This window comes from Plantactinospora veratri (genome assembly GCF_036421995.1).
Classification (GTDB): domain Bacteria; phylum Actinomycetota; class Actinomycetes; order Mycobacteriales; family Micromonosporaceae; genus Plantactinospora; species Plantactinospora veratri.
This window is the reverse complement of the sequence record NZ_JAZGQL010000033.1, coordinates 149715-170824: the sequence shown is the minus strand read 5'-3', so window position 1 is coordinate 170824 and position 21110 is coordinate 149715. Positions and strand designations below refer to the sequence as shown.

Sequence of the window (21110 nt, the reverse complement as noted above, 5' to 3'; positions counted from 1 at the left end):
GGGTCAGCCGGTCGGGTACGTCTCACCGGGGCGCGGCTCGGTCTCCGGCAGCGGCCCCGCCTCCGGTGGCGCGGGTAGCGGCTCCGGCTGGGCGGCGGTGCCGGTCCGCCGGGCGGTGCGCGACTCGCCGTGCAGCACGACGGCGACGCCGGCCAGCAGCAGGGTCAGCCCGGGCAGGGCGGCCGTCCGGGGTACCTGACCGAGCCAGGCCCAGGCGATCAGGGCGGCGCCGGGCGCTTCGAGCAGGAAGAGGACGCTGATCGTCGTCGCCGAGATCCGGCGCAGCGCGTAGTTGAACATCGAGTGGCCGAGCAGTTGGGCCCCGACCACCAGGCCGAGCACGGCGAGCCAGGTGTGCGGGTCGTACCCGCCGAGCCGTACGCCGCCGGCCAGGCAGACCACCAGCAGTGCCGCCGCGCAGACCCCGTAGCAGATGGTGGTGTAGCCGACGGTGCTGACGGTGCTCCGGACCCGTTCGCCGAGCGCGGTGTAGACCGCCGCCGCCATGCCGCCGGCCACCGCGAGCAGGTCACCGGCGACGGCCCGGCCGGAGACCCCGAAGTCGGCGCCGACCGCCCAGATCGCGCCGACCACCGCCAACCCGATGCCGATCCAGGCGAGGGCGGTGAGCCGCCGGCCCTGGCCGAGCGCGATCAGCCCCTGCCAGACCGGCTGGGTGACCACCAGTGCGGTGGCGGTGGCCACCGAGGTGAGCTGGGCGCTCGGCATCCAGGTGCCGAAGTGCACCGCGAGGGCGAGACCGGCGAGTACGCAGTAGCCGGCGTCCCGGCGACCGGCGCGTCCGGCCAGCGCCCGGAACTCGGCGCGTCGCCGGAAGAGCGCGACCGGCCCGAGCACCCCGACGGCGAGGAAGTTGCGCCAGAAGGCGATCGCCAGCGCGGGTGCGGCGGCGAAGGCGATCAGCGGTGCCGACGACGAGACCGCCGCGATGGCGACCGCGACCGCGCCGATGCTCAGCGGGTCGATCGAGGTCCGGTGCGGTGGTACGACGACAGGCACGGAAAAATCCTCACATGTCACTGCGGGCCACCATGAGGTCGACAACTCGTTACGATCGTGCGATCGCACCTGGCTCCATCCGGTTCCGGAGGCCTGCTCCCCCATGCCCACACACCGGTTCCCCTCCCCGCCTGGCCACTCCCACGCCCCCGACGACCAGCCAGCACACCCCGTCGACTCCAACCGCCCGCCGCAGGACGAACCCGAGCCGCCGTACGACGAACCCGAGCCGCCGTACGACGAACCCGAGCCGCCGGCCCGGAGCACGGAGCAGTCGCCGCCGGTCCCCGGGTGGTCGGGGCGGGGCGGCCGGCCGTCGCCGGCGTACCGGGCGGTGATCTTCGACTTCTTCGGCACCCTCACCTGTGGCAGCCCTCGGGGTCAGCAGCACCGGGTGGTCGCCGCCCTGCTCGGCTGTGCCGTGGAGGCGCTGTTCGAGGTGCTCGACCGGTCCTTCTACCTGCGGGCCACCGGGGCACTCGGCGATGCCACCGACACCATGCGGTGGATCTGCGAACAGGCCGGGGCCCGACCCTCCACCGCCGACCTGCGGGCCGCCGTCGAGGCCCGGGTCGAGGCGGTACGCGCCGACACCCGACTCCGTCCCGAGGCGGTGACGGTGCTGCGCGCCGTACGGCGTCGTGGTGCCCGTACCGCCCTGATCAGCGACTGTACCCACGAACTGCCCGCCCTCTGGCCGCAACTGCCGGTCGCGCCCCTGCTCGACGCGCGGGTCTTCTCGGTGCAGGTGGGCCGCTGCAAGCCCGATCCGGCGATCTATCTCACCGCCTGCCAACGGCTCGGCGTCGCACCGGGCGACTGCCTCTATGTCGGCGACGGCGGCAGTCAGGAACTCACCGGCGCCGCCCGGGCCGGGATGACCCCGGTCCGGCTGGCCGCCGCCGACCTCGACGGTCACCTGGTCTTCAACCCGGACCGGGGTTGGAGCGGCTTGGCACTCACCTCGCTGGCCGAGGTGCCCGGGCTGCTCGACGTACCCCGAAGCCGGGCCGGGTCGACGCCGGCGGGTTCCGTGCCGGTCCCGGGTGGGGCAGGATGCGGGGTGTGACGGACGAAGAGGAGGCCGCGGTCTCACCGCTGGTCACCGAGGCGGTGAAGAAGGCCGCGGTGGCGTGGGTGGCGGTCGGCCACCAGCCACCGGTCGCGCTGTGGTGCTTCCCACTCGACGGCGCGCTCTTCGTGGTGAGCGGCCCGGGCGAGCAGTCCGCACCGGGGCTCGCCGAGGCGAAGACCGCGACCGTCACCCTGCGCGGCGACCACGGCGGGCAGATCGTCACCTGGCCGGCCGAGGTGATCCGGGTCGCACCGGATGGCGAGCAGTGGGCGACCGTGGCCCCACAGGTCGCGGCCAAGCGGCTCAACGCCTCCGGCAGCCCGGTGGAGCTGGCCGAACGGTGGCGGGCCGAGTGTGTGCTCAGCCGGCTGGTGCCGGCCGGGGCGCCGCTGGCCGCCGGGCAGACCCTGCCGGACGACTCTCTCGCCGCACCGCCGCGCGAGACCACCGCGGTCCGGCAGACCCGCCGGCCGTTCCGGTTGCACCGGGTCCGGCGCCGCTGACCGGGCCGGCCGGGCCGGCCCATCCGGCAGCACGGGCCGGGTAGGGCGGCACCGGACGGAATCGGACGTCCCCGGGCCGGCTCGACGGCACGAAAACGCCGCGCGCCTCAAGGGGCTAGGCGCGCGGCGAACTTCAACGATCGTCGCACCCCGACGGGTACGGCGTCTACCGTCAAATCGCCAATTTCCCCACCCATGGCTGAACGCCCGACTTGCCGCCCACGCCGTGCTGATTCCCCCTCGGCTGTTCGAGGGCCGCTGTGCTGCCGTCCGTTCCGGTACGGCCGGCCGGCGGGACCTGCCGGCGACGTAGCATTGCGAACATGTCTGCTCCCGCCGTACCCGGCCAGGAGGCCGCCGCCTCCGGCACCGACTCCGCCGTCCGGCCCACGAACGCCGTCGAGGAGGCGGTGCAGGCCGCGCTGGCCACCGTCGACGACCCGGAGATCCGCAGGCCGATCACCGAACTCGGCATGGTGCGCTCCGCCGTGGTCGCCGCCGACGGCACGGTACGGGTGGAGCTGCTGCTCACCGTCGCCGGCTGCCCCCTGCGGGACAAGCTGCGTACCGACATCACCGCGGCGGTCGGCGCGGTGCCGGGCGTGACCGGAGTCACCATCGACTTCGGCGTGATGAGCCCCGAGCAGCGGCAGGCCCTTCAGACGCGGCTGCGCGGCGGCGGGCAGAGCCAGGAACCGGTGATCCCGTTCGCCCAGCCCGGCTCCCGGACCCGGGTCTACGCGGTGGCCAGCGGCAAGGGCGGGGTCGGCAAGTCGAGTGTCACGGTCAACCTGGCCGCCGCGCTCGCCGCCCGGGGACTCTCGGTGGGCGTCGTCGACGCGGACATCTACGGCCACTCGGTGCCCCGGATGCTCGGGGTCGACGGCCGGCCGACCCGGGTCGAGGACATGATCATGCCGCCCCAGGCGCACGGGGTGAAGGTGATCTCGATCGGCATGTTCACCGACGGCAACGCGGCGGTGGTCTGGCGAGGCCCGATGCTGCACCGCGCCTTGCAGCAGTTCCTCGCCGACGTCTACTGGGGCGACCTCGACGTCCTGCTGCTGGACCTGCCGCCGGGCACCGGCGACGTCGCCATCTCGCTGGCCCAGTTGCTGCCGAACGCGGAGATCCTGGTGGTGACCACCCCGCAGACCGCCGCCGCCGAGGTGGCCGAGCGGGCCGGCGGGATCGCCCTGCAGACCCACCAACGGCTGGTCGGTGTGGTGGAGAACATGTCGTGGCTGGAACTGCCGGACGGCTCCCGGATGGAGGTCTTCGGTTCGGGCGGCGGCGCGATGGTCGCCGAGTCGCTGACCAGGGTGATCGGCGCACAGGTGCCGCTGCTGGGTCAGATTCCGTTGGACACCCGGGTACGCGAGGCCGGCGACGCCGGTAACCCGGTCGTACTCGCCGAGCCCGAGGCGCCGGCCGCCAAGGCGCTGGCCTCGGTCGCGGACCGGCTCGCCGTCCGCCGCGAGTCGCTGCTCGGCAAGCCCCTCGGGCTACGCCCCGCCGGCCGCTGACCTGTGTGCGCTGGCCACCGTGGGCGGCTGACCTTCGTGGGTCAGCCAGGCCGCCCGACGGCTCGCCCGGGCCGCACCGGGGCCTGAGGCCGAGCGGGCGGGCCCCTCGGCCGCCGGACCCGGGATCGGGGTCAGGTGGCGTCGACGTCGAAGGTGCGGCGCTGGACCGGCGTCACGTCGCTGCCGCTGGCCGGGGCCGGGGCTGCCGTGCCGCTCGTCGAGCCGCCGGACGAGCGGAAGTCCACCGAGGCAGCCACGTCGTCGACCTCGCGGCGTACGTCGGTCAGGTCTGAGCGGAGCTTCTCGAACGTCCCCTCCAGCGGCTTCCGGATCGCCTGCTCGTCTTCCTCGCTCAGCAGGTGCTTGCGGATGAACGCCTTCGGGTGCAGGTCCTCGAGCTGGATGTCGGTGCCCAACTCCCGGCTCAGGTCGCCGGTGGCGTTGCGGGCCATGTTGCGCAGGTTGCGCAGCATCCGGAGACCGTCGCTGATCACGGTGGGCAGCCGGTCACCGAAGATCAGCAGCGCGACCAGCAGCAGTGCACCGATCTCCCACCAGTTCAGGTTCTCGAACACGCCTGCCTCCCCTCATCCCCGCCCACGGCAAGAGTACGCACGTCATGGTGGCCGGTGGGAGGGGGAGCGGACCGCTACTTCCCGGCCCGCCGCCACCGTCCCGCCCCCACCCGGCCGGTACGGTCGGGCGTTCAGGAACGGGTCATCTCCGGGTCAGACCGGCGTCACTTCGCGTCGGCGGCCAGGGTCACCGAGGCGGCCTGCCGCTCCGAGCCGCGCCGGTATTCGACGCTCACCACCGAGCCGGGCGCGTACTTGCGGACCAGCGCGATCAGGTCGCTCGGATCCTCCAGCGGCTTGCCGTCGAGTTTGAGCACCACGTCTCCGGCGCGCAGCCCGGCGGCGGCGGCCGGCCCGGTCGGCTCGACGAAGGAGACCCGGACCCCACCCGACCCGCCGGAGCGGGTACCGCCGACCGTCGCGCCGATCACCGTCCGGCGCGCCTTGCCGGTGTCGATGATCTCCTGGGCCAGCCGCTTGGCCTGGTTGATCGGGATCGCGAAGGCCAGGCCGACGTTGCCGGCGGTCTCCTCGTCGGCGGCCGGCGTCTGGATCACCGAGTTCACCCCGATCACCCGTCCGCCGCCGTCGACCAGCGGCCCGCCGGAGTTACCACGGTTCACCGCGGCGTCGGTCTGGATGGCGGCGTAGTAGCGCACCTGGCCGCCCGTCTCACCTTGCCGGAACGTCCGGTCCAGCGCGCTGACGATGCCGGCGGTGACGGTGTTCGCCAGCGACAGCGGCGTACCGAAGGCGAGCACCGGGTCGCCGACCGCCACGGCGTCGGAGTCGCCGAACTCCACCGGTTTGAGGCCGGTCCGGGACACCTTGATCACCGCGATGTCCGCCTCGGGATCCTTCCCCACCACCTCGGCCGGCGCGGTGGAGCCGTCGTTGAAGACCACCGTCGCGGTGTCGGCACCGACCCCGACCACATGGTCGTTGGTGATCACGTAACCGTCCTGGGTGGCGACGAATCCGGAGCCGAGACCGATCCCGCCGTTGCCGCTGACCCGTACGGTGACGACGCTGGGCAGCAGCCGTTCCGCGACACCGGCCAGCGAGTCGGGCGGGCGTCGGGCCGTGGCGGGCGGTTCCGCGGCGTTCGAGCCGAGCGCGGTTGTACCGGTGACACCGCCGCGCACCGCGAAGGCGTACCCGAGCGAGCCGCCGAGCGCACCGGCCAGCAGCGCGGTGACCAGCGAGACCAGGAAGACCGGGGCCAGCCCGCGCCGCCCGGCGGCGTCCGGGTCGGTCACCGGCTCGGGGTCGGCGCCCCCGCCGGAGGCCGGCCCCGCCTGCACCACCACGGCCGCCGGGGTGGCCGGGTTCCGCCACGGGTCGTGCAGCGCGTCGGACCACCACGGGGACGATCCCGGGTCGGCGGCCGACCCGGAGACCGCCGGCGTGCCGACCGTCGGGGGCGTCGGCGGCGGGGAGTTCCCCGGCGTCGCCGTCCCATCGGGCTGGCGCCAGTTCCAGCCGTCCGTCACGTTCGCTGCCTCCCAGTCCGTCCCTGAAGCCGGGTGCCGCGCGGGCCGGGGCGACCGGTTCCGGCCGCGGCGTCCGGGTTCCGCATCCAGGATCGCACGGATGGCCGAGTACCGGTCATCGGTTGGTCGGAGGCCGGGGCGCCGTCCGAGGTACGCGCCTGCCGATCACCTACCGCCACCCTTAGGCTCATACCCGCGACCCCACCCCGGTCCGCCGCCGCACCGCCGCCCGTTCCACCGTCGCCCCGTGAACCCGCCGTCCGCAAGCTCCGCCCGCCGGAAATCCCGCACCCTCGAAGACGCACCACCGACCGAAGTCCATCCCCAGCCGAGTCCCTCGCCGCCCGGAGGTGCCCCATCGCCACGGTCGCCCGGTCAGTCAGTACGACGACCGCCCAAGCACTCCAGTTCGCCGAAGCGTACGTCGCCGAGGACCTGGTCCTGCGTACCGCCCGCAGCCTCGCCAGGGAGGTCGGCCTCGACGCCGTCACGCCGGGGACCGGTGCCACGCTCCGGCTGCTGGCGGCGGCCGGCAGTGCCCGGGCCGTCGTGGAGATCGGCACCGGTACCGGGGTCAGTGGGCTCTGGCTGCTCCGCGGCATGCGCCCCGACGGCATCCTGACCACCATCGACGTGGAGACGGAGCACCAGCGGATCGCCCGACGGATCTTCCAGGAGGCGGGCTTCGCCTCCGGGCGTACCCGGATCATCACCGGCCGGGCGCTGGACGTGCTGCCCCGGCTCGCCGACGGCGTCTACGACCTGATCTTCGTCGACTCGGAGGTCGCGGAATACAGCGCCTGCGTCGAGGCGGCGCTGCGGCTGCTCCGCCCCGGCGGGGTACTCGCGCTGCACGGCGCGCTGGCCGCCGGCCGGATCGGCGACCCGGCCGCCCGGGACGTGGAGACGGTGACCGTCCGGGAGGTGGCCAAGGCGGTCCGCGAGTCGGAGGAGTGGACCCCGGCGCTGCTCCCCACCGGCGAGGGGCTGCTCGTCGCGGTCAAGCGCTGACCGGCACCGGTCTGGTGCCCGCCGCTGTGCACCCGGCCGGACCACCGGCATCGGCTACGGCCGGGTGGCCAGCCAGCGCAGCAGGGTGCGTACGCCCCAGCCGGTGGCGCCCTTGACCAGCTCGCCGTCGTTGCCGTCGGACCAGGACGGCGCCGACATGTCCACGTGCACCCAGCGGTCCCGCAGGTCACCGGTGAACTCGCGGAGGTAGAGGGCGGCGAGCACCGAGCCGGCGCCCTGGGTCGGTGCGCTGTAGAGGTCGGCGATGTCGCTGCCGAGGTATTCGGCGTAGTCGGCCGGCAGCGGCATCCGCCAGGCCCGCTCACCGGCCGCCTCGGCGGCCGACAGCACGGCCTCGGCCAGCTCGTCGGTGTGGCTGTAGAGGGCAGCGGTCCGCTTGCCGAGCGCGACCGCGTTCGCCCCGGTCAGGGTGGCGAGGTCGACCAGCAGGTCCGGCGCGAGTCGCGCCACGGCGTAGCCGAGCGCGTCGGCCAGCACCAGCCGGCCCTCGGCGTCGGTGTTGGTGCTCTCACTGGTCAGCCCGTTGTAGTGCCGCACGACGTCGCCCGGCCGGTACGCCGAGCCGCTGACCATGTTCTCCGCGAGCGGGGCGAGCGCGGTGATCCGGACCGGCAGTCCGAGCGCGGCGGCACCGATGGTGGCGGCGACCACGGCCGCGGCACCGCCCATGTCCTTGCGCATCAGCTTCATGCCGTCCCGGGGCTTGATCGAGATGCCGCCGGTGTCGAAGGTGATGCCCTTGCCGACCAGGACGACGTGCCGGTCCGCGCCCTCGGGCCGCCAGCTGAGCTCGACCAGCCGGGGGCCCTGCGCCGATCCGCCGCCGACGGCGAGAATGCCGCCGAACCCCTCTGCGGCGAGCCGGTCCGGTTCCCGTACCTCGACGGTCAGCCCGTCCCGACCGGCGGCGGCCTCGACCACCCGGTCGGCGAACCAGGCCGGGCTCTTCACCGAGGAGGGGGTGTTGGTCAGGTCCCGGGCGAACCGGGTGGCTTCGGCGACCACCCGGGCGGTCTCCAGGGCCGCCCGGTAGGGCTCGGGGTCGGCGACCGCGAGCAGCACCTCGGTCAGCGCGGGCGGGTCGCCGGCGGCCTCGTCGGCGTCCGGCATCCGGAACCGGTACGACGCCAGCCAGATCCCCTCGGCGAGCCCGCGTACGGCCTCCGGGGCAACATCGACCGGGATCGCTATAGTGATCGAACTCTCACGCGTGGCCGCCCGGACCACGGCCGCACCCGCGGAGCGCCAGCCGGCCTCGTCACCGGCGCCCACGCCGGCCAGCAGCAGCCGGGTCGGCTCGCCCTGCGGGCGGATCGACCGGTGCAGCGCGCCCGCGCCACCGGGCTGCTCGAGGTGGGGCAGCAGCGCACTCGCCTCGGCGGTCAGCTCGGCGGGGAGGGCGAGGAGGGTGGGCAGCAGCGTGCCGCCGGGCCCGTCCGCGGGCTGACCCGGCGCCTCCTGGGGCGCGACCGGCAGGGTCAGGGTTTCGAACCCGGTGGGGTCGACTACCAGACGGATCGACAGCACGCCGACGGTACCTCCAGACGATCTCGGATGGGCGGGAAGTAGGCGACCCGCCCGACATCACGACCCTGGGCCACCGGCGTGTCGCCGGTGGCCCAGGGTGAGAAAACCCCGCCGGACGTGCCGCCCGGCGGAGTCGGCGTTCACTTAGCCGGCGGCGGCCTTCAGCGCGTCACCGAGCGCGTTGGCCTCGTCGGGAGTCATCTCGACGACGAGCCGGCCACCACCCTCCAGCGGAACCCGCATGACGATGCCCCGGCCCTCCTTGGTGACTTCCAGCGGACCGTCGCCCGTCCGCGGCTTCATCGCCGCCATGTTGTCTCCCCTCAGACCTTCATCAGGGTCGGTGGGTTACCCCACATCCATTTGGTCAGCATCACCGCCCAAGGCCGCGGTGCCGACCAACGATTTTCCCTGATGAACACCGCCGGACCCAAACCGAACCGGCGTTGATGTAACAGCATCTAGCTTATCTTGAGAAGGGGTGTCACAATGTGCGGTCATGCAGGCACGGTCGGCACTCTTCGACCTGTATGGCGACTACCTCCGCTCCCGGGGTGGGCGCGCACCGGTGTCCGCGCTGGTCAAACTACTATCCCCGCTCGGCATCGCCGCACCCGCGGTCCGGACCGCCGTCTCCCGGATGGTCCGGCAGGGCTGGCTGCACCCGCTCCGACTGGCCACCGGACCGGGGTATCTGCTCACCCCGCGCGCGGCCCGACGGCTCGACGAGGCGGCCGCCCGGATCTACCGGACCGGCAAGATCGGATGGGACGGCCGATTCGACCTGATCGTGCTTGAAAGCGGTACGAACCGGCGGGACCGGCAACGCCTCGCCGCCAACCTGAGCTATCTGGGCTACGGCATGCTCGACGAGCAGACCTGGGTCGCCACCCGGCCCGGCGAGGACGTGGACGGCCTGCTCACCGAGGCCGGAGTGCGCTACGAGCGGTTCACCGCCGCACACGCCGCCGGTACGCCCGGGGCGATGGGGGTGGTCCGGCGGGCCTGGGACCTCGAAGAGATCGCCAACGCGTACCAGGAGTTCGTCGCCGCGCAGCGTCCACTGCTCGCCGCGGTGACGGTACGCAGCTGCGACGAGGACGCGTACGCCGCCCGGTTCCGGCTGGTGCACGCATGGCGTACCTTCCTCTTCCGGGACCCGCAGCTACCTCCCGCGCTCCTGCCGGAGCGGTGGCCGGGGACCAGCGCGGCGGCCTTCTTCGACCGGCACGCCGCACGGCTGCGCCCGGCTGCCGACCGTTTCGTCGAGCAGTGCCTCGACGGTTCCCACCGGATCCCCCGACAGAAGGGTCAACACCTGTGACCGAGCCGTTGCTCATCGACCGCTCCGACTCCGTGGTCACGCTGACCCTGAACCGGCCGACCGCGATGAACGCCCTGGACGTGGCGCTGAAGGAGGCGCTGCGGGACACGCTCGCCGAGCTGGAGCACGACCGCTCCTGCCGGGCCGTGGTGCTCACCGGTGCCGGGTCGGCCTTCTGTGCCGGCCAGGATCTGCGGGAACACGCCGCCACGCTGGCCGACGGCAGCACCGACCCGCTCGGCACCGTGCGGACCCACTACAACCCGATCGCCTCCCGGCTGGCCAGCCTGCCCAAGCCGGTCGTCGCGGCGGTACGCGGAATGGCGGCCGGCGCCGGCGCCTCGCTCGCCTTCCTCGCCGACTTCCGGATCGGCGGCCCCGGCACCAGCTTCCTGATGGCCTTCGCCAAGGTCGGCCTGGCCGGCGACACCGGCGCCTCCTGGTCGCTGCCCCGGCTCGTCGGGCACGCCAAGGCGATCGAGCTGCTGATGCTCGCCGAGCCGGTACCGGCCGACGAGGCGTACCGGCTCGGGCTGCTGAACCGGCTGGTCGACGACGAGCAGGTGCTGGAGACCGCCCGGGAGCTGGCCGCCCGGCTGGCCGCCGGACCGACGGTGGCGTACGGGGCGATCAAGCGGCAACTCTCGGTCGGTGACGCCGGCACCCTCTCCGAGGCGCTGGCCGCCGAGGCGCAGGCCCAGGCGATCTGCGGCGCCACCGCCGACCACCGGACGGCCACCGCCGCCTTCGTGCAGAAGCGCCGACCGACCTTCGAGGGGCGCTGACCGGCCCGGCACACCACGGCGCGTCGACGCAGACCCGGCTCGATCACCGGCCTTACCGGGCTCGTACACGACCGGCCTAGGGTCGGCCGCATGGTCGATCGGGACGCCGTCGTACATCTGCTGCGCCGCGCCACCTTCGGGCCGACAGCCGCCGAGGTGGAGGCGGCCGGACGCGCCGGGCTGGCAGCCACGCTGGACCGGTTGCTCGCCCCAGTCGGCGCCGACCCCGGTGCGGCGGCCACCCCGCCGCCCGACCTCGGCGCCGACCCGTATGCCGGGATCACCAAGGAGTCCAGCCGGGAGCAGCGGCAGCAGGCCCAGAAGCGGCGGGCCGAACAGGTGCGCGGGCTGGTCGACTGGTGGCTGGACCGGATGGTCGCCGCCGAGCACCAGCTCACCGAGAAGCTGGTCTTCTTCTGGCACGGGCACTGGGCGACCAGCGTACGCAAGGTCAAGTCCGCCCAGCTCATGTTCGGGCAGCTCGACACCTTCCGGCGGTACGGCCCGGGGCCGTTCGAGGCGCTGGTCCGGGCGATGGTGCGGGACCCGGCCCTGATCCTGTGGCTGGACGGGCAGAAGAACACCCGTACCGCCCCGAACGAGAACCTGGCCCGGGAGCTGATGGAGCTCTTCACGCTCGGCATCGGGCACTACACCGAGGCGGACGTGAAGGCCGGGGCGCGGGCGCTGACCGGCTGGCAGGTCGACCGGCGTACCGGCGAGGCGAGGTTCGTCCGGCGCCGGCACGATCCGGCCGGGAAGACGATCCTGGGCCGGACGGAGGCGTTCGAGGCCGACTCGTACGCCCGGCTGCTGGCCGCCCGCCCCGAGGCCGGCGCCTTCGTCGCGGCCCGGCTCTGGGCCCGGTTCGCCGGCACCGACCTGCCCCCGCCGGAGGCGCTGGGCGGAGCCGCCGGCACCACCACCGGGCTGCTCCGGGCGCTCTTCACCCGGCCCGAGTTCGGGCAGGCCCGGGGCGGGCTGGTGAAGCAGCCGGTGGAGTGGGCGGTCGGGGCGATGCGCCAGCTCGGCATCCGGCCCGGCAAGCTCGCCGAGCAGCAGCGCCGGGAGCTGTCCAACCGGCTGGCCGGAATGGACCAGGTGCCGCTGCGACCGCCGAGCGTCGGCGGCTGGCCGGCCGGGCCCGCCTGGCTGACCACCTCGTCGTTGCAGTCCCGGATGCGGCTGGCCGCGCTGCTGGCCGGGGCGGCGGCCCCGGAGGTGACCCGGCGGCTCGCCGGCACACCCGCGAACGACCGGCCGGAGGCGCTGGCCCGGCTGCTGGTGGTGGACCGGTGGACGCCACGCAGCCGGGCCGCCCTGGCCCCGCTGGCCGACGACCCGGGCCGGCTGCTTGTCGCCGGGCTGGTCAGCCCCGAGTACACCGTCAGTTGACGAGGAGGAGACGAAGCGGATGGACATCCTCACCCGACGCAGGTTCCTGCTCGCCAGCGGCGTGGCCGGGGCGGGCGCGCTCGCGGCCGGCGCGGGCGCGTACGGCCTGTCCGACCTGTTCGACACGGCCGGTGACCGCGATCCGCAGGCCCGTACCCTGGTGCTGGTCACCCTCTACGGCGGCAACGACGGCCTGAACACCGTCGTCCCGTACGCCGACCCGGCCTATCAGGACGCCCGCCCCGAGTTGGCGTACTCCGCCGACGAGGTGAAGCGGCTGGACGACAGTGTGGGGTTGAACCCGGCCCTGGCCGGGCTGCACCGGCTGTACGGCGACGGCCGGCTCGCGATCGTACGTGGTGTCGGATATCCGACACCCGACCGGAGTCACTTCCGCTCGATGGACATCTGGCAGACCGCACGCCCGGACCGACCCGAGCACACCGGCTGGCTGGGCCGCTGGCTGGACGGGGCGGGCGGCGACCCCCGGCTCGCGGTCTCGTTCGAGCCGACCCTGCCACCGCTGCTCGCCGGTGCCCGCAGCGCGGGTGCCGCCGTACCGGTCACCGAGCGGAAGGCCAGGCGCCCGGTCGGCGACCCGACGCTGGCCAAGCTCGCGGTGGCCGAGCCCGGCGAGCCGGCCGGGCAGGCCCGGGCCGCCGCCTGCTTCGCCGACCTGCGCGCCGTCGACGCGATGATCACCGAGGTGCGTGACGCGGCCACCGCCGAGGAGGCCGACGACGGCGGGAACGACGACCGGCCGGCGGCGACCGCCACCGGCGGGGCGCGCAGTGCGCTCGCCGCCCAGCTCGACCTGGTGGCGCAGTGTGTCGAGGCCGGGGTGTCGAGCCGGGTCTTCTCGGTCTCGCTGGGCGGCTTCGACACCCACGCCGACGAGAAGCAACTCCAGGCGGTGCTGCTCGGCCAGGTCGACAAGGCGCTGACCGCGTTCGTCGACCGGATGGCCGGCACCGAGGCCGGGCGCAAGGTGGTGGTGGCGGTCTATTCGGAGTTCGGCCGGCGGGTCCGGGCCAACGCCTCGGACGGCACCGACCACGGCACCGCGTCGGACGTCTTCCTGCTCGGCGCCGGGGTGCACGGCGGCCTGCACGGCGAGCCGCCCGACCTGACCCGGCTCGACGACGGCGACCTGCGGTTCACCACCGACTTCCGGGACGTCTACGCCAGCCTGCTGGAACGGGTCCTCGACACCGAGCCGGAGCAGGTGCTGGCCGGCTGGCGGGGCCGGCTGGCCGGGGTGCTCACCTGACGGCGGTCGGCGAGCCGGGCCGGCAGCGGCTCAGTCCTCGTCCTCCTCCGGGTCCTGGTTGGCCTCGGCACCGAGCACGAACGCCTGCATCGCCAGCTCGTCGTCGGACGGCGCGACGAACGCCGGCAGCTCGCGGGGGCCCAGCTCCTGGACGTACGCCCAGAACAGCCGGACCGCCTCGGCCGGTGACCCCGCCTCGATCGGCAGGTCGAGGCTGACCAGGTAGTTCCGGCGCTCCGGCGGCGGGCCGACCCGCCCGGCCAGCTCCTGGTAGACCGCCGGGTCGACCGGGGTCACCGGGCCGTCGAGGGAGAGCCGGTCGGCCGGCACCGGCGCGTCGAAGACCTGCCGGGTGTACGTCACCGCGAGCGCGCCCGTCTCGCCCGGTCCGGACTGCGGATCGTCCGGGTCCCGCTCGCCGGCCCCGCCGACGACGGTCACCCGGCCGAGTGCGACCACCAGCGGCGGCTGCTCGTCGCGGACCACCAGGACGGGGTCGCCGGGGCCGGGCCGGGGCCCGCCGTTGCGGCCGGTCAGCTCCAGCGTGTCGTGGTGGAAGAGCCGCTCGGCCTCGTAGCGCTCGCCGGGGATGACCACCGCCCACGTCCCGGCCGAACCCGCTGCACTCATGCCGCTATCCCATCACGGCGGCGGCCGGCGGCTTCACGTGGCAGCCGTCGAGATGGTCGTCGACCATGCCGGTCGCCTGCATCAGCGCGTACGCCGTGGTCGGGCCGACGAACCGGAAGCCGCGCTTCCGGAGCGCCTTCGCCATCGCTGTCGACTCGGGGGTGATCGCGGGCACCTCCGCGAACGTCCGGGGTCGGCCCGTCCGGGCGGCCGGTGCGAAGGACCAGAGCAGGGCCGCCAGCCCGTCCGGGAGGTCGAGCGCGGCCCGCGCGTTGGCGATCGCCGCGTCGATCTTGGCCCGGTTCCGGACGATCCCGGCGTCGGCCATCAACCGGGCCACCTCCGCGTCGCCGTAGCCGGCCACGGTCGCCAGGTGGAACCCGTCGAAGGCGCGCCGGAACGCCGGCCGCTTCCGCAGGATGGTCAGCCAGGAGAGCCCGGACTGGAACGCCTCCAGGGTCAGCCGCTCGTAGAGCGCGTCGTCGCCGTGCAGCGGCCGGCCCCACTCCTCGTCGTGGTAGACGGCATAGTCGGGGGTACTCGCGCCCCAGCGGCAGCGGGCCAGCCCGTCGGCGCCAATCACCAGATCAGTCACGGCGTCAACGGTAGGCCAACCGCCCGACAACCTGCCGGTCAGCGGGTCGGCACGGTGTTCCGCCGTGATCAGGGCAGTTGGCCGCGTTCCACCAGCCGGGCGAACCGCTTCAGCGCCTGGGTGAGGCCGAACTTGGAGCCGGGCCAGAGCACCGGCCAGGCCATCCGGCCGGTCGGGCCGCCGGGCAGGTGGAACCACTCGTGCCAGACCACCTGGGTCCGGTCCTCGGCCATCTGGGTGCAGCGCAGCACCCCGGGACCGCGCAACAGGCGCCCGCAGTGCACCACGCGTACCTCGTACGGCGGGTCCAGCCGGACCACCCGCATCTCGTCCCGGAGTACTGCCGGTCCGACCGTGGTGACCGCCTCGACCAGGCTGCCCTCGCCACCGTCCCCCTCGACCAGGCGGACCCGGGTGAACGGGATCCAGTCGCCCTGTCGTTCCCATGCGGTCAGCGCGGCGAAGACCCGGGGCGCGGGGGCCGCGACGATGACCGTCGCGGTGACCTCTCCGGAGCCGGGCTCGGCCGCCGCCCGGAGCCCCTCGGTGCCGTCCGGATCGGCAGCGCCCGAACCGGCGGCGCTCACGCCCGCTCCGGCTGCTCCGCCGGCCCGGCCGTCCCCTCCGTCCGTACCGGCCGCTCGACCCGCCTGGTCGACGCCTCCTCCGCCGCCCCGTCGGCCTCGGCGGTGGCGTCGGCCCGGGCCGGCCGGGTCCGCTGGTCGTCGCCCGCGTCCGCACTGCCGGGGACGGCCTCGGCCCTGCTGCCCGGGACGGCCTCGGCTCCGCTGCCCGGAACGGCCTCGGCTCCGCTGCCCGGAACGGCCCCGTCCCTGCTGCCCCGAACGGTCGGTCCGGCGTCATCGGTCGGTCGGGGCGGTGCGGTGGCCTCGGTCAGGTCGCCGTCCTCGGCCTCGATCACGGACCCGCCCGCCCGGACCGACCGGGTCGGAACCGGCTCGGCGTCCTCCGCCCGGTCCTCCGTCGCGGGCGCGTCTGCCGCCGTGGCGGGTTCGGGCCGGGTGTCAGGAGTGTCGACGTCGGTCTGCTGGAGCCCGGACGGTGTGGTCTCGGCCTGGTCGGACCGCCCGCCGGGGCCGTTCGCACCGGTTCCGCCGTTCCCGACCGGGCCGCCGAGTGGCGGCACCGGCGACGAGTGGACCGCGGTCCCGCCGGTCGTGGCCGACGCCAGGGTACGGGCCGAGGAGCCGTCCAACGGGGCGTCCGGCGCGTCCGGCACCGACCCGGCCGGTACGAGAGCCGCCTCCCGGGCCCGGCGGAGCACCTCGGCGTCCTCCAGCCGCCCTTCCCGCAGCGCGGTGACCTCCGCCTGGAGCACCCCGATCAGCTCGTCCTTGTAGCCGATGTCGTACGCGGTGCGGCGCAGCGCCTGGTCGACCTGGGCCATCCGGTAGCCGCGCAGCGTCAGGTCGAACCGGACCTGCCCGACGTCGGTCTCCAGCAGCGGCCGGTTGCCCGGCAACGGCACCGCCCGCCCGTCCGGCTCGGCGGCGCCCAGCCCCGGATCGGAGCCGGTCACCAGCACCGTCACCCCGAAGACCACCGCCGCGACGGTCAGCGCCACGACCAAGAGGAGCAGAACCTGACCCATCCGCCGATGGTGGCATGGCGAGCCGGGCCGGGCGACCCCGCCACCCCGGTCGTTCTTCGAAGGACGTGAAACCCTGCCCCGTCGGCGGGCCGGACACCGGTGGCCGACGTGCCGCCATCCCGGCTGCCGGCCCCGACCGACGCGGGCGCCCGCAGGGGTACGACGACCCACCGCCGACTAGCGTGATCAGCGCCGAGATGGTGGAGGAGGAGTGGATGGCGGACGCGCTTCGACTGGGGCGGCGCACGTTCGCGCCCGGAGACCTCGCCGTGATGGCGATCGTGAACCGGACTCCGGACTCGTTCTTCGACCGGGGCGTCACGTTCGCCGCCGACAGCGCGCTCCGGGCCGTGGAGCGGGCGGTGGCCGAGGGTGCCGAGATCGTCGACATCGGCGGGGTGAAGGCCGGGCCCGGTGCCGAGGTGGACGTGGCCGAGGAGATCCGTCGTACCGTCGGCACCATCGCCGCCGTCCGGGCCGCCTTCCCGGAGGTGGTGATCTCGATCGACACCTGGCGGGCCGAGGTGGCCGTCGAGGCGGTGGCCGCCGGAGCGGACCTGCTCAACGACACCTGGTCCGGTGCCGATCCGGCGCTGGCCGAGGTGGCCGCCGCGACCGGGGTGGGGCTGGTCTGCTCGCACGCTGGCGGGTTGACGCCGCGGACCCGGCCGCACCGGGCGGCCTTCACCGACCTGCTGGCCGACGTGCTCGACACGGTCACCGGGCTCGCCGAGCGGGCGGTCCGGCTCGGGGTACGCCGGGACGGCATCCTGATCGACCCGGCGCACGACTTCGGCAAGAACACCCGGCACTCGCTGGAGATCACCCGCCGGCTGGCCGAACTCACCGGAACCGGCTGGCCGGTGCTGGTGGCCCTGTCCAACAAGGACTTCGTCGGGGAGACCCTCGACCTGCCGGTGGACCAGCGGCTGGAGGGTAGCCTCGCGGCCACCGCCGTCTCGGCCTGGCTGGGCGCCCGGGTGTTCCGGGCCCACCAGGTACGCCCGACCCGGCGGCTGCTGGACATGGTCGCCTCGATCCGCGGCGACCGCCCACCGGCGGTGTCCCGGCGCGGGCTGGCCTGACTCCGGTCCCGCAGGGCTGGCCTGACCCCGACCCGGCAGAGTTGGTCGCCGGACCGTCAGGTCCGGCCCACCCGGTTCGGCGTCCGGCTCACTGGGTCCAGCGGAGGATGTTCTTCCGCCAGGCGTAGAGGATGCCGAGGGCGAGCACGGCGACGAAGACCGCCATCTCGACCACCGTGACGAGGCCGAACCCGGGCCGGTCGAAGACCACCGCCCAGGGAAAGAGGAAGACCGCCTCGACGGCGAAGAGCACGTAGAGGTAGGCGTAGACGTAGTAGCGGATCTGCATCTGCGCCCAGTCGCTGCCGACCGGATCCAGCCCGCACTCGTAGCTGGTCCGCTTGCCGGGTGGGTCGGCGGGGCGGGCTGGCCGGAGCACCCGATTGGCGGTGAACGCGCCGACGAAGACCAGTACGCTGGCGAGCAGCAGCAGTCCCAGCGTCGCGTACGACCCCAGGTATCCGGTCATGTGCCGCAGCCTACCGCCCGATGTCGGGTTCCTGCCCCGCAGAATTCGACGTCCGAACTTCGGTGATCTGGATAACGACGCCGCTTTCCGGGTGGGGCGAAACCAGGCCAATGCCGCCATTACCGCGTCCCATGTGACGGACCTTGGGCAAGGATCACCTAACCACCGACGTAGGCTCTGGAGTGAAGGACTGGAGCGGGCCCGGCCCTCACCACCGCCAACCCGCCACCGGCGCTCAAGGAGGACATGTGGCCGAGCACGGCGAGGTCACCCCTGAGCTCGGCCCGTCCGACCGGGCCGAGCGAAGCGAGGTGCAGCAGTGAGCAAGCAGGTCCAACAGCTGGATCGGGTGGTCATCCGGTTCGCCGGCGACTCCGGCGACGGCATGCAGCTCACCGGCGACCGATTCACCTCGGAAACCGCTCAACTGGGCAACGACATCTCGACGCTACCCAACTTCCCGGCGGAGATCCGCGCCCCCGCCGGCACCCTGCCCGGGGTGTCGAGCTTCCAGGTGCACTTCGCCGACTACGACATCCTGACCCCGGGCGACGCCCCCAACGTCCTGGTCGCGATGAACCCGGCCGCGCTGAAGGCCAACCTGGCCGACCTGCCGCGCGGGGCCGACATCATCGTCAACACCGACGAGTTCACCCGGCGCAACCTGGCGAAGGTGGGCTACCAGGTCAGCCCGCTCGAGGACGGCTCGCTGGACGGCTACGTGCTGCACCCGGTGGCGCTGACCTCGATGACCGTCGGCGCGCTGGCCGAGCACGACGTCTCGAAGAAGGACGCCGAGCGGGCGAAGAACATGTTCGCGCTCGGCCTGCTCTCCTGGATGTACTCCCGGCCGTACGAGTCGACGATCCGGTTCCTGGAGCGGAAGTTCGCGGCCCGGCCGGAGCTGGTCGCGGCGAACACCGCCGCGTTCAAGGCCGGCTGGAACTTCGGCGAGACCACCGAGGACTTCGCGGTCCGCTACGAGGTCAAGCCGGCGAAGATGAACCCGGGGACCTACCGGAACATCACCGGCAACGCGGCACTCTCGCTGGGGCTGGTCGCCGCCGGGGTCCGGTCCGGGCTGCCGGTCTTCCTCGGGGCGTACCCGATCACCCCGGCCTCGGACATCCTGCACGAGCTGAGCAAGCACAAGCGGTTCGGCGTGACCACGATGCAGGCCGAGGACGAGATCGCGGCGATCGGGGCGGCGCTCGGCGCGTCGTACGGCGGTGCGCTCGGCGTCACCACCACCTCCGGTCCGGGCGTGGCGCTGAAGGGCGAGACGATCTCCCTGGCGGTGGCCCTGGAGCTGCCGCTGGTCATCGTCGACGTGCAGCGGGCCGGCCCGTCCACCGGCATGCCGACCAAGACCGAGCAGGCCGACCTGAACATGGCGCTGTACGGCCGGCACGGCGAGGCGCCGGTCGCGGTGGTCGCCCCGCGTTCGCCGTCGGACTGCTTCTTCGCCGCCCTGGAGGCGGCCAGGATCGCGCTGACGCACCGCACGCCGGTGATCCTGCTCTCGGACAACTACGTGGCGAACGGCTCCGAGCCGTGGCTGCTGCCGGAGGTCGAGTCGCTGCCGGACCTGCGGGTCGAGTTCGCCACCGAGCCGAACGGCGAGGACGGCAGGAGCTTCCTGCCCTACCTGCGCGACCCGGCCACGCTGGCCCGGCCGTGGGCGATCCCCGGCACGCCGGGGCTGGAGCACCGGATCGGCGGGCTGGAGAAGGCCGACAAGACCGGTGACATCTCGTACGACCCGGCGAACCACGACTTCATGGTGCGGACCAGGGCGGCCCGGATCGAGGCGATCAAGGTACCGGACGTCGAGGTGGAGGACCCGGACTCGGACGCCCGGGTGCTGGTGCTCGGCTGGGGCTCGACGTACGGCCCGATCGGCGCCGCCTGCCGTGGCTTGCGTCAGCGCGGCCTGCCGGTGGCCCAGGCGCACCTGCGGCACCTGGCGCCGCTGCCGGCCAACCTCGGCGAGGTGCTGGCCCGCTACGAGCGGGTGGTGATCCCGGAGATGAACCTCGGCCAGCTCGCCCACGTGATCCGGGCCCGCTACCTGGTCGACGCGATCGGATACAACCAGGTCCGGGGGCTGCCGTTCACCGCCACCGAGCTGGAGACCATGTTGGAAGAGGTCGTTAAGAATGCCTGAGCCCGTCGCCCTCAAGCTCACCACCAAGGACTTCAAGTCCGACCAGGAGGTGCGCTGGTGCCCCGGCTGCGGTGACTACGCGATCCTCGCCGCGGTCCAGTCGTTCATGCCGGAGTTGCAGATCCCCCGGGAGCGGATCGTCTTCGTCTCCGGCATCGGCTGCTCGTCGCGCTTCCCGTACTACATGAACACGTACGGGATGCATTCGATCCACGGTCGGGCCCCGGCGATCGCCACCGGGCTGTCGGTGTCCCGGCCGGACCTGTCGGTCTGGGTGGTCACCGGTGACGGCGACGCGCTGTCGATCGGCGGCAACCACCTGATCCACGCGCTGCGGCGGAACGTCAACCTCAAGATCCTGCTCTTCAACAACCGGATCTACGGGCTGACCAAGGGTCAGTATTCACCCACCTCCGAGGTCGGCAAGATCACCAAGTCGACGCCGGTCGGGTCGGCGGACGCGCCGTTCAACCCGCTCTCGCTGGCCCTGGGTGCCGAGGCGACCTTCGTGGCCCGGACCATCGACTCGGACCGCAAGCACCTCCAGTCGGTGCTGCATGCCGCCGCCGAGCACGAGGGCTCGGCGTTCGTGGAGATCTACCAGAACTGCAACATCTTCAACGACGGCGCCTTCGACGAGCTGAAGGAGCCGGCCACCCGGGACGACTACCTGATCCGGCTGGAGCACGGCCAGCCGATCACCTTCGGCTCGGCGGGGCAGTTCTGCGTCGTCCACCCGCCCGGTGGCTTCGGGCTGGAGGTCCGGGAGACCGCCTCGGTACCGGCGGACGAGATCGTGGTGCACGACGCCACGGTGACCGAGCCGGCGTACGCGTTCGCGCTCTCCCGGCTGCCGGGCTTCGCGCTGCGCAACACCCCGATCGGGATCTTCCGCAACGTCGACCGGCCGAGCTACGACGGTGTGGTCCAGGGGCAGCTCGAAGCGGCCCGGGCGAAGAGCACGGGTACCCCGGAGGAGCAGCTCGCCGGCCTGCTGAGCAGTGGCGACACCTGGACGATCCTCTGA

At 73.5% G+C, this 21110-nt stretch carries 20 protein-coding genes and 1 pseudogene; 11 read left to right on the top strand and 10 right to left on the bottom strand.

Going from position 1 to position 21110, the window contains the following annotated elements; genetic code table 11:
• Positions 1–3 precede the first annotated feature (3 nt).
• Positions 4–1020 carry a DMT family transporter gene (locus tag V1634_RS31700; protein WP_331211378.1) on the bottom strand — a complete coding sequence of 339 codons (1017 nt, stop codon included), beginning with the start codon at positions 1018–1020 and terminating at the stop codon, positions 4–6.
• Between the two features lie 103 nt (positions 1021–1123).
• On the opposite strand from V1634_RS31700, the gene V1634_RS31695 reads away from it, so the two are divergent.
• From V1634_RS31695 to V1634_RS31685, 3 genes are all read left to right on the top strand, one after another.
• Positions 1124–2089: an HAD family hydrolase gene (locus V1634_RS31695; RefSeq protein WP_331211377.1), complete on the top strand. Its 966-nt coding sequence runs from the start codon at positions 1124–1126 to the stop codon at positions 2087–2089.
• Positions 2077–2598: a hypothetical protein gene (locus V1634_RS31690; RefSeq protein ID WP_331211376.1), complete on the top strand. Its 522-nt coding sequence runs from the start codon at positions 2077–2079 to the stop codon at positions 2596–2598. Before V1634_RS31695 ends, V1634_RS31690 begins: the two co-directional genes overlap by 13 nt.
• 314 nt (positions 2599–2912) lie before the next feature.
• Positions 2913–4124, top strand: a complete 1212-nt coding sequence (locus V1634_RS31685) for an Mrp/NBP35 family ATP-binding protein (protein WP_407951889.1) — start codon at positions 2913–2915, stop codon at positions 4122–4124.
• Positions 4125–4255: 131 nt separating this feature from the next.
• Here V1634_RS31685 and V1634_RS31680 read toward each other — a convergent pair whose 3' ends face one another.
• Positions 4256–4699, bottom strand: coding sequence for a Sec-independent protein translocase family protein (locus tag V1634_RS31680; protein ID WP_331211374.1), 444 nt, complete (start codon positions 4697–4699; stop codon positions 4256–4258).
• Positions 4700–4863: 164 nt separating this feature from the next.
• Positions 4864–6192 (bottom strand): S1C family serine protease, encoded by a 1329-nt coding sequence (locus tag V1634_RS31675; protein ID WP_331211373.1) that lies wholly within the window; start codon positions 6190–6192, stop codon positions 4864–4866.
• A 435-nt stretch (positions 6193–6627) separates the two neighbouring features.
• Here V1634_RS31675 and V1634_RS31670 point away from each other — a divergent pair, with 435 nt between their 5' ends.
• Positions 6628–7203, top strand: coding sequence for an O-methyltransferase (locus tag V1634_RS31670; RefSeq protein ID WP_101371792.1), 576 nt, complete (start codon positions 6628–6630; stop codon positions 7201–7203).
• A gap of 54 nt (positions 7204–7257) precedes the next feature.
• Here V1634_RS31670 and V1634_RS31665 read toward each other — a convergent pair whose 3' ends face one another.
• Both V1634_RS31665 and V1634_RS31660 read right to left on the bottom strand, forming a co-directional pair.
• Entirely contained in the window at positions 7258–8751 is a 1494-nt protein-coding gene (locus V1634_RS31665; protein ID WP_331211372.1) for a leucyl aminopeptidase, read from the bottom strand.
• Between the two features lie 144 nt (positions 8752–8895).
• The gene (locus tag V1634_RS31660) at positions 8896–9063 is read right to left on the bottom strand and encodes a DUF3117 domain-containing protein (protein ID WP_007455245.1); all 168 of its coding nucleotides are present in this window, start codon (positions 9061–9063) and stop codon (positions 8896–8898) included.
• A 187-nt stretch (positions 9064–9250) separates the two neighbouring features.
• Between V1634_RS31660 and V1634_RS31655 the strand changes: the two genes are divergently transcribed.
• The 4 genes from V1634_RS31655 to V1634_RS31640 all read left to right on the top strand — a co-directional run bounded on the left by V1634_RS31655 (position 9251) and on the right by V1634_RS31640 (position 13525).
• The gene (locus V1634_RS31655; protein WP_331211371.1) at positions 9251–10075 is read left to right on the top strand and encodes a PaaX family transcriptional regulator; all 825 of its coding nucleotides are present in this window, start codon (positions 9251–9253) and stop codon (positions 10073–10075) included.
• The gene (locus V1634_RS31650) at positions 10072–10860 is read left to right on the top strand and encodes an enoyl-CoA hydratase-related protein (protein ID WP_331211370.1); all 789 of its coding nucleotides are present in this window, start codon (positions 10072–10074) and stop codon (positions 10858–10860) included. Before V1634_RS31655 ends, V1634_RS31650 begins: the two co-directional genes overlap by 4 nt.
• Positions 10861–10950: 90 nt before the next feature.
• A complete protein-coding gene (locus V1634_RS31645) occupies positions 10951–12255 on the top strand; it encodes a DUF1800 domain-containing protein (RefSeq protein ID WP_331211369.1) in 1305 nt (434 codons plus the stop codon).
• A 19-nt stretch (positions 12256–12274) separates the two neighbouring features.
• Complete coding sequence (locus V1634_RS31640; RefSeq protein WP_331211368.1) at positions 12275–13525, top strand: DUF1501 domain-containing protein; 1251 nt, start codon at positions 12275–12277, stop codon at positions 13523–13525.
• Between the two features lie 30 nt (positions 13526–13555).
• Here V1634_RS31640 and V1634_RS31635 read toward each other — a convergent pair whose 3' ends face one another.
• The 4 genes and pseudogenes from V1634_RS31635 to V1634_RS31620 all read right to left on the bottom strand — a co-directional run.
• Entirely contained in the window at positions 13556–14155 is a 600-nt protein-coding gene (locus V1634_RS31635) for a hypothetical protein (protein ID WP_331211367.1), read from the bottom strand.
• Positions 14156–14159: 4 nt separating this feature from the next.
• Positions 14160–14750 carry a DNA-3-methyladenine glycosylase I gene (locus V1634_RS31630; RefSeq protein WP_331211366.1) on the bottom strand — a complete coding sequence of 197 codons (591 nt, stop codon included), beginning with the start codon at positions 14748–14750 and terminating at the stop codon, positions 14160–14162.
• Between the two features lie 68 nt (positions 14751–14818).
• On the bottom strand, positions 14819–15337 hold the full coding sequence (locus V1634_RS31625) for an SRPBCC family protein (RefSeq protein ID WP_331211365.1): 519 nt from the start codon (positions 15335–15337) through the stop codon (positions 14819–14821).
• Between the two features lie 641 nt (positions 15338–15978).
• A pseudogene (locus tag V1634_RS31620) lies at positions 15979–16362 on the bottom strand (DivIVA domain-containing protein); the annotation flags it as partial.
• Positions 16363–16577: 215 nt separating this feature from the next.
• Here V1634_RS31620 and folP point away from each other — a divergent pair.
• Positions 16578–17447, top strand: coding sequence for a dihydropteroate synthase (gene folP, locus V1634_RS31615; RefSeq protein WP_331211420.1), 870 nt, complete (start codon positions 16578–16580; stop codon positions 17445–17447).
• A gap of 88 nt (positions 17448–17535) precedes the next feature.
• Here the strand turns inward: folP and ndhC are convergent, their stop codons facing one another.
• Positions 17536–17916 (bottom strand): NADH-quinone oxidoreductase subunit A, encoded by a 381-nt coding sequence (gene ndhC, locus V1634_RS31610; RefSeq protein WP_331211364.1) that lies wholly within the window; start codon positions 17914–17916, stop codon positions 17536–17538.
• Positions 17917–18235: 319 nt separating this feature from the next.
• On the opposite strand from ndhC, the gene V1634_RS31605 reads away from it, so the two are divergent.
• On the top strand, positions 18236–20083 hold the full coding sequence (locus tag V1634_RS31605) for a 2-oxoacid:acceptor oxidoreductase subunit alpha (protein ID WP_331211363.1): 1848 nt from the start codon (positions 18236–18238) through the stop codon (positions 20081–20083).
• Entirely contained in the window at positions 20076–21110 is a 1035-nt protein-coding gene (locus V1634_RS31600; RefSeq protein WP_331211362.1) for a 2-oxoacid:ferredoxin oxidoreductase subunit beta, read from the top strand. Before V1634_RS31605 ends, V1634_RS31600 begins: the two co-directional genes overlap by 8 nt.

Excerpts from the sequence above, each read along its gene's own strand:
- V1634_RS31695 (WP_331211377.1), top strand. The coding sequence starts at position 1,124 with ATGCCCACACACCGGTTCCCCTCCCCGCCTGGCCACTCCCACGCCCCC.
- V1634_RS31690 (WP_331211376.1), top strand. The coding sequence starts at position 2,077 with ATGCGGGGTGTGACGGACGAAGAGGAGGCCGCGGTCTCACCGCTGGTC.
- V1634_RS31660 (WP_007455245.1), bottom strand. The coding sequence starts at position 9,063 with ATGGCGGCGATGAAGCCGCGGACGGGCGACGGTCCGCTGGAAGTCACC.
- V1634_RS31655 (WP_331211371.1), top strand. The coding sequence starts at position 9,251 with ATGCAGGCACGGTCGGCACTCTTCGACCTGTATGGCGACTACCTCCGC.
- V1634_RS31645 (WP_331211369.1), top strand. The coding sequence starts at position 10,951 with ATGGTCGATCGGGACGCCGTCGTACATCTGCTGCGCCGCGCCACCTTC.
- V1634_RS31640 (WP_331211368.1), top strand. The coding sequence starts at position 12,275 with ATGGACATCCTCACCCGACGCAGGTTCCTGCTCGCCAGCGGCGTGGCC.
- V1634_RS31635 (WP_331211367.1), bottom strand. The coding sequence starts at position 14,155 with ATGAGTGCAGCGGGTTCGGCCGGGACGTGGGCGGTGGTCATCCCCGGC.
- folP (WP_331211420.1), top strand. The coding sequence starts at position 16,578 with ATGGCGGACGCGCTTCGACTGGGGCGGCGCACGTTCGCGCCCGGAGAC.
- ndhC (WP_331211364.1), bottom strand. The coding sequence starts at position 17,916 with ATGACCGGATACCTGGGGTCGTACGCGACGCTGGGACTGCTGCTGCTC.
- V1634_RS31600 (WP_331211362.1), top strand. The coding sequence starts at position 20,076 with ATGCCTGAGCCCGTCGCCCTCAAGCTCACCACCAAGGACTTCAAGTCC.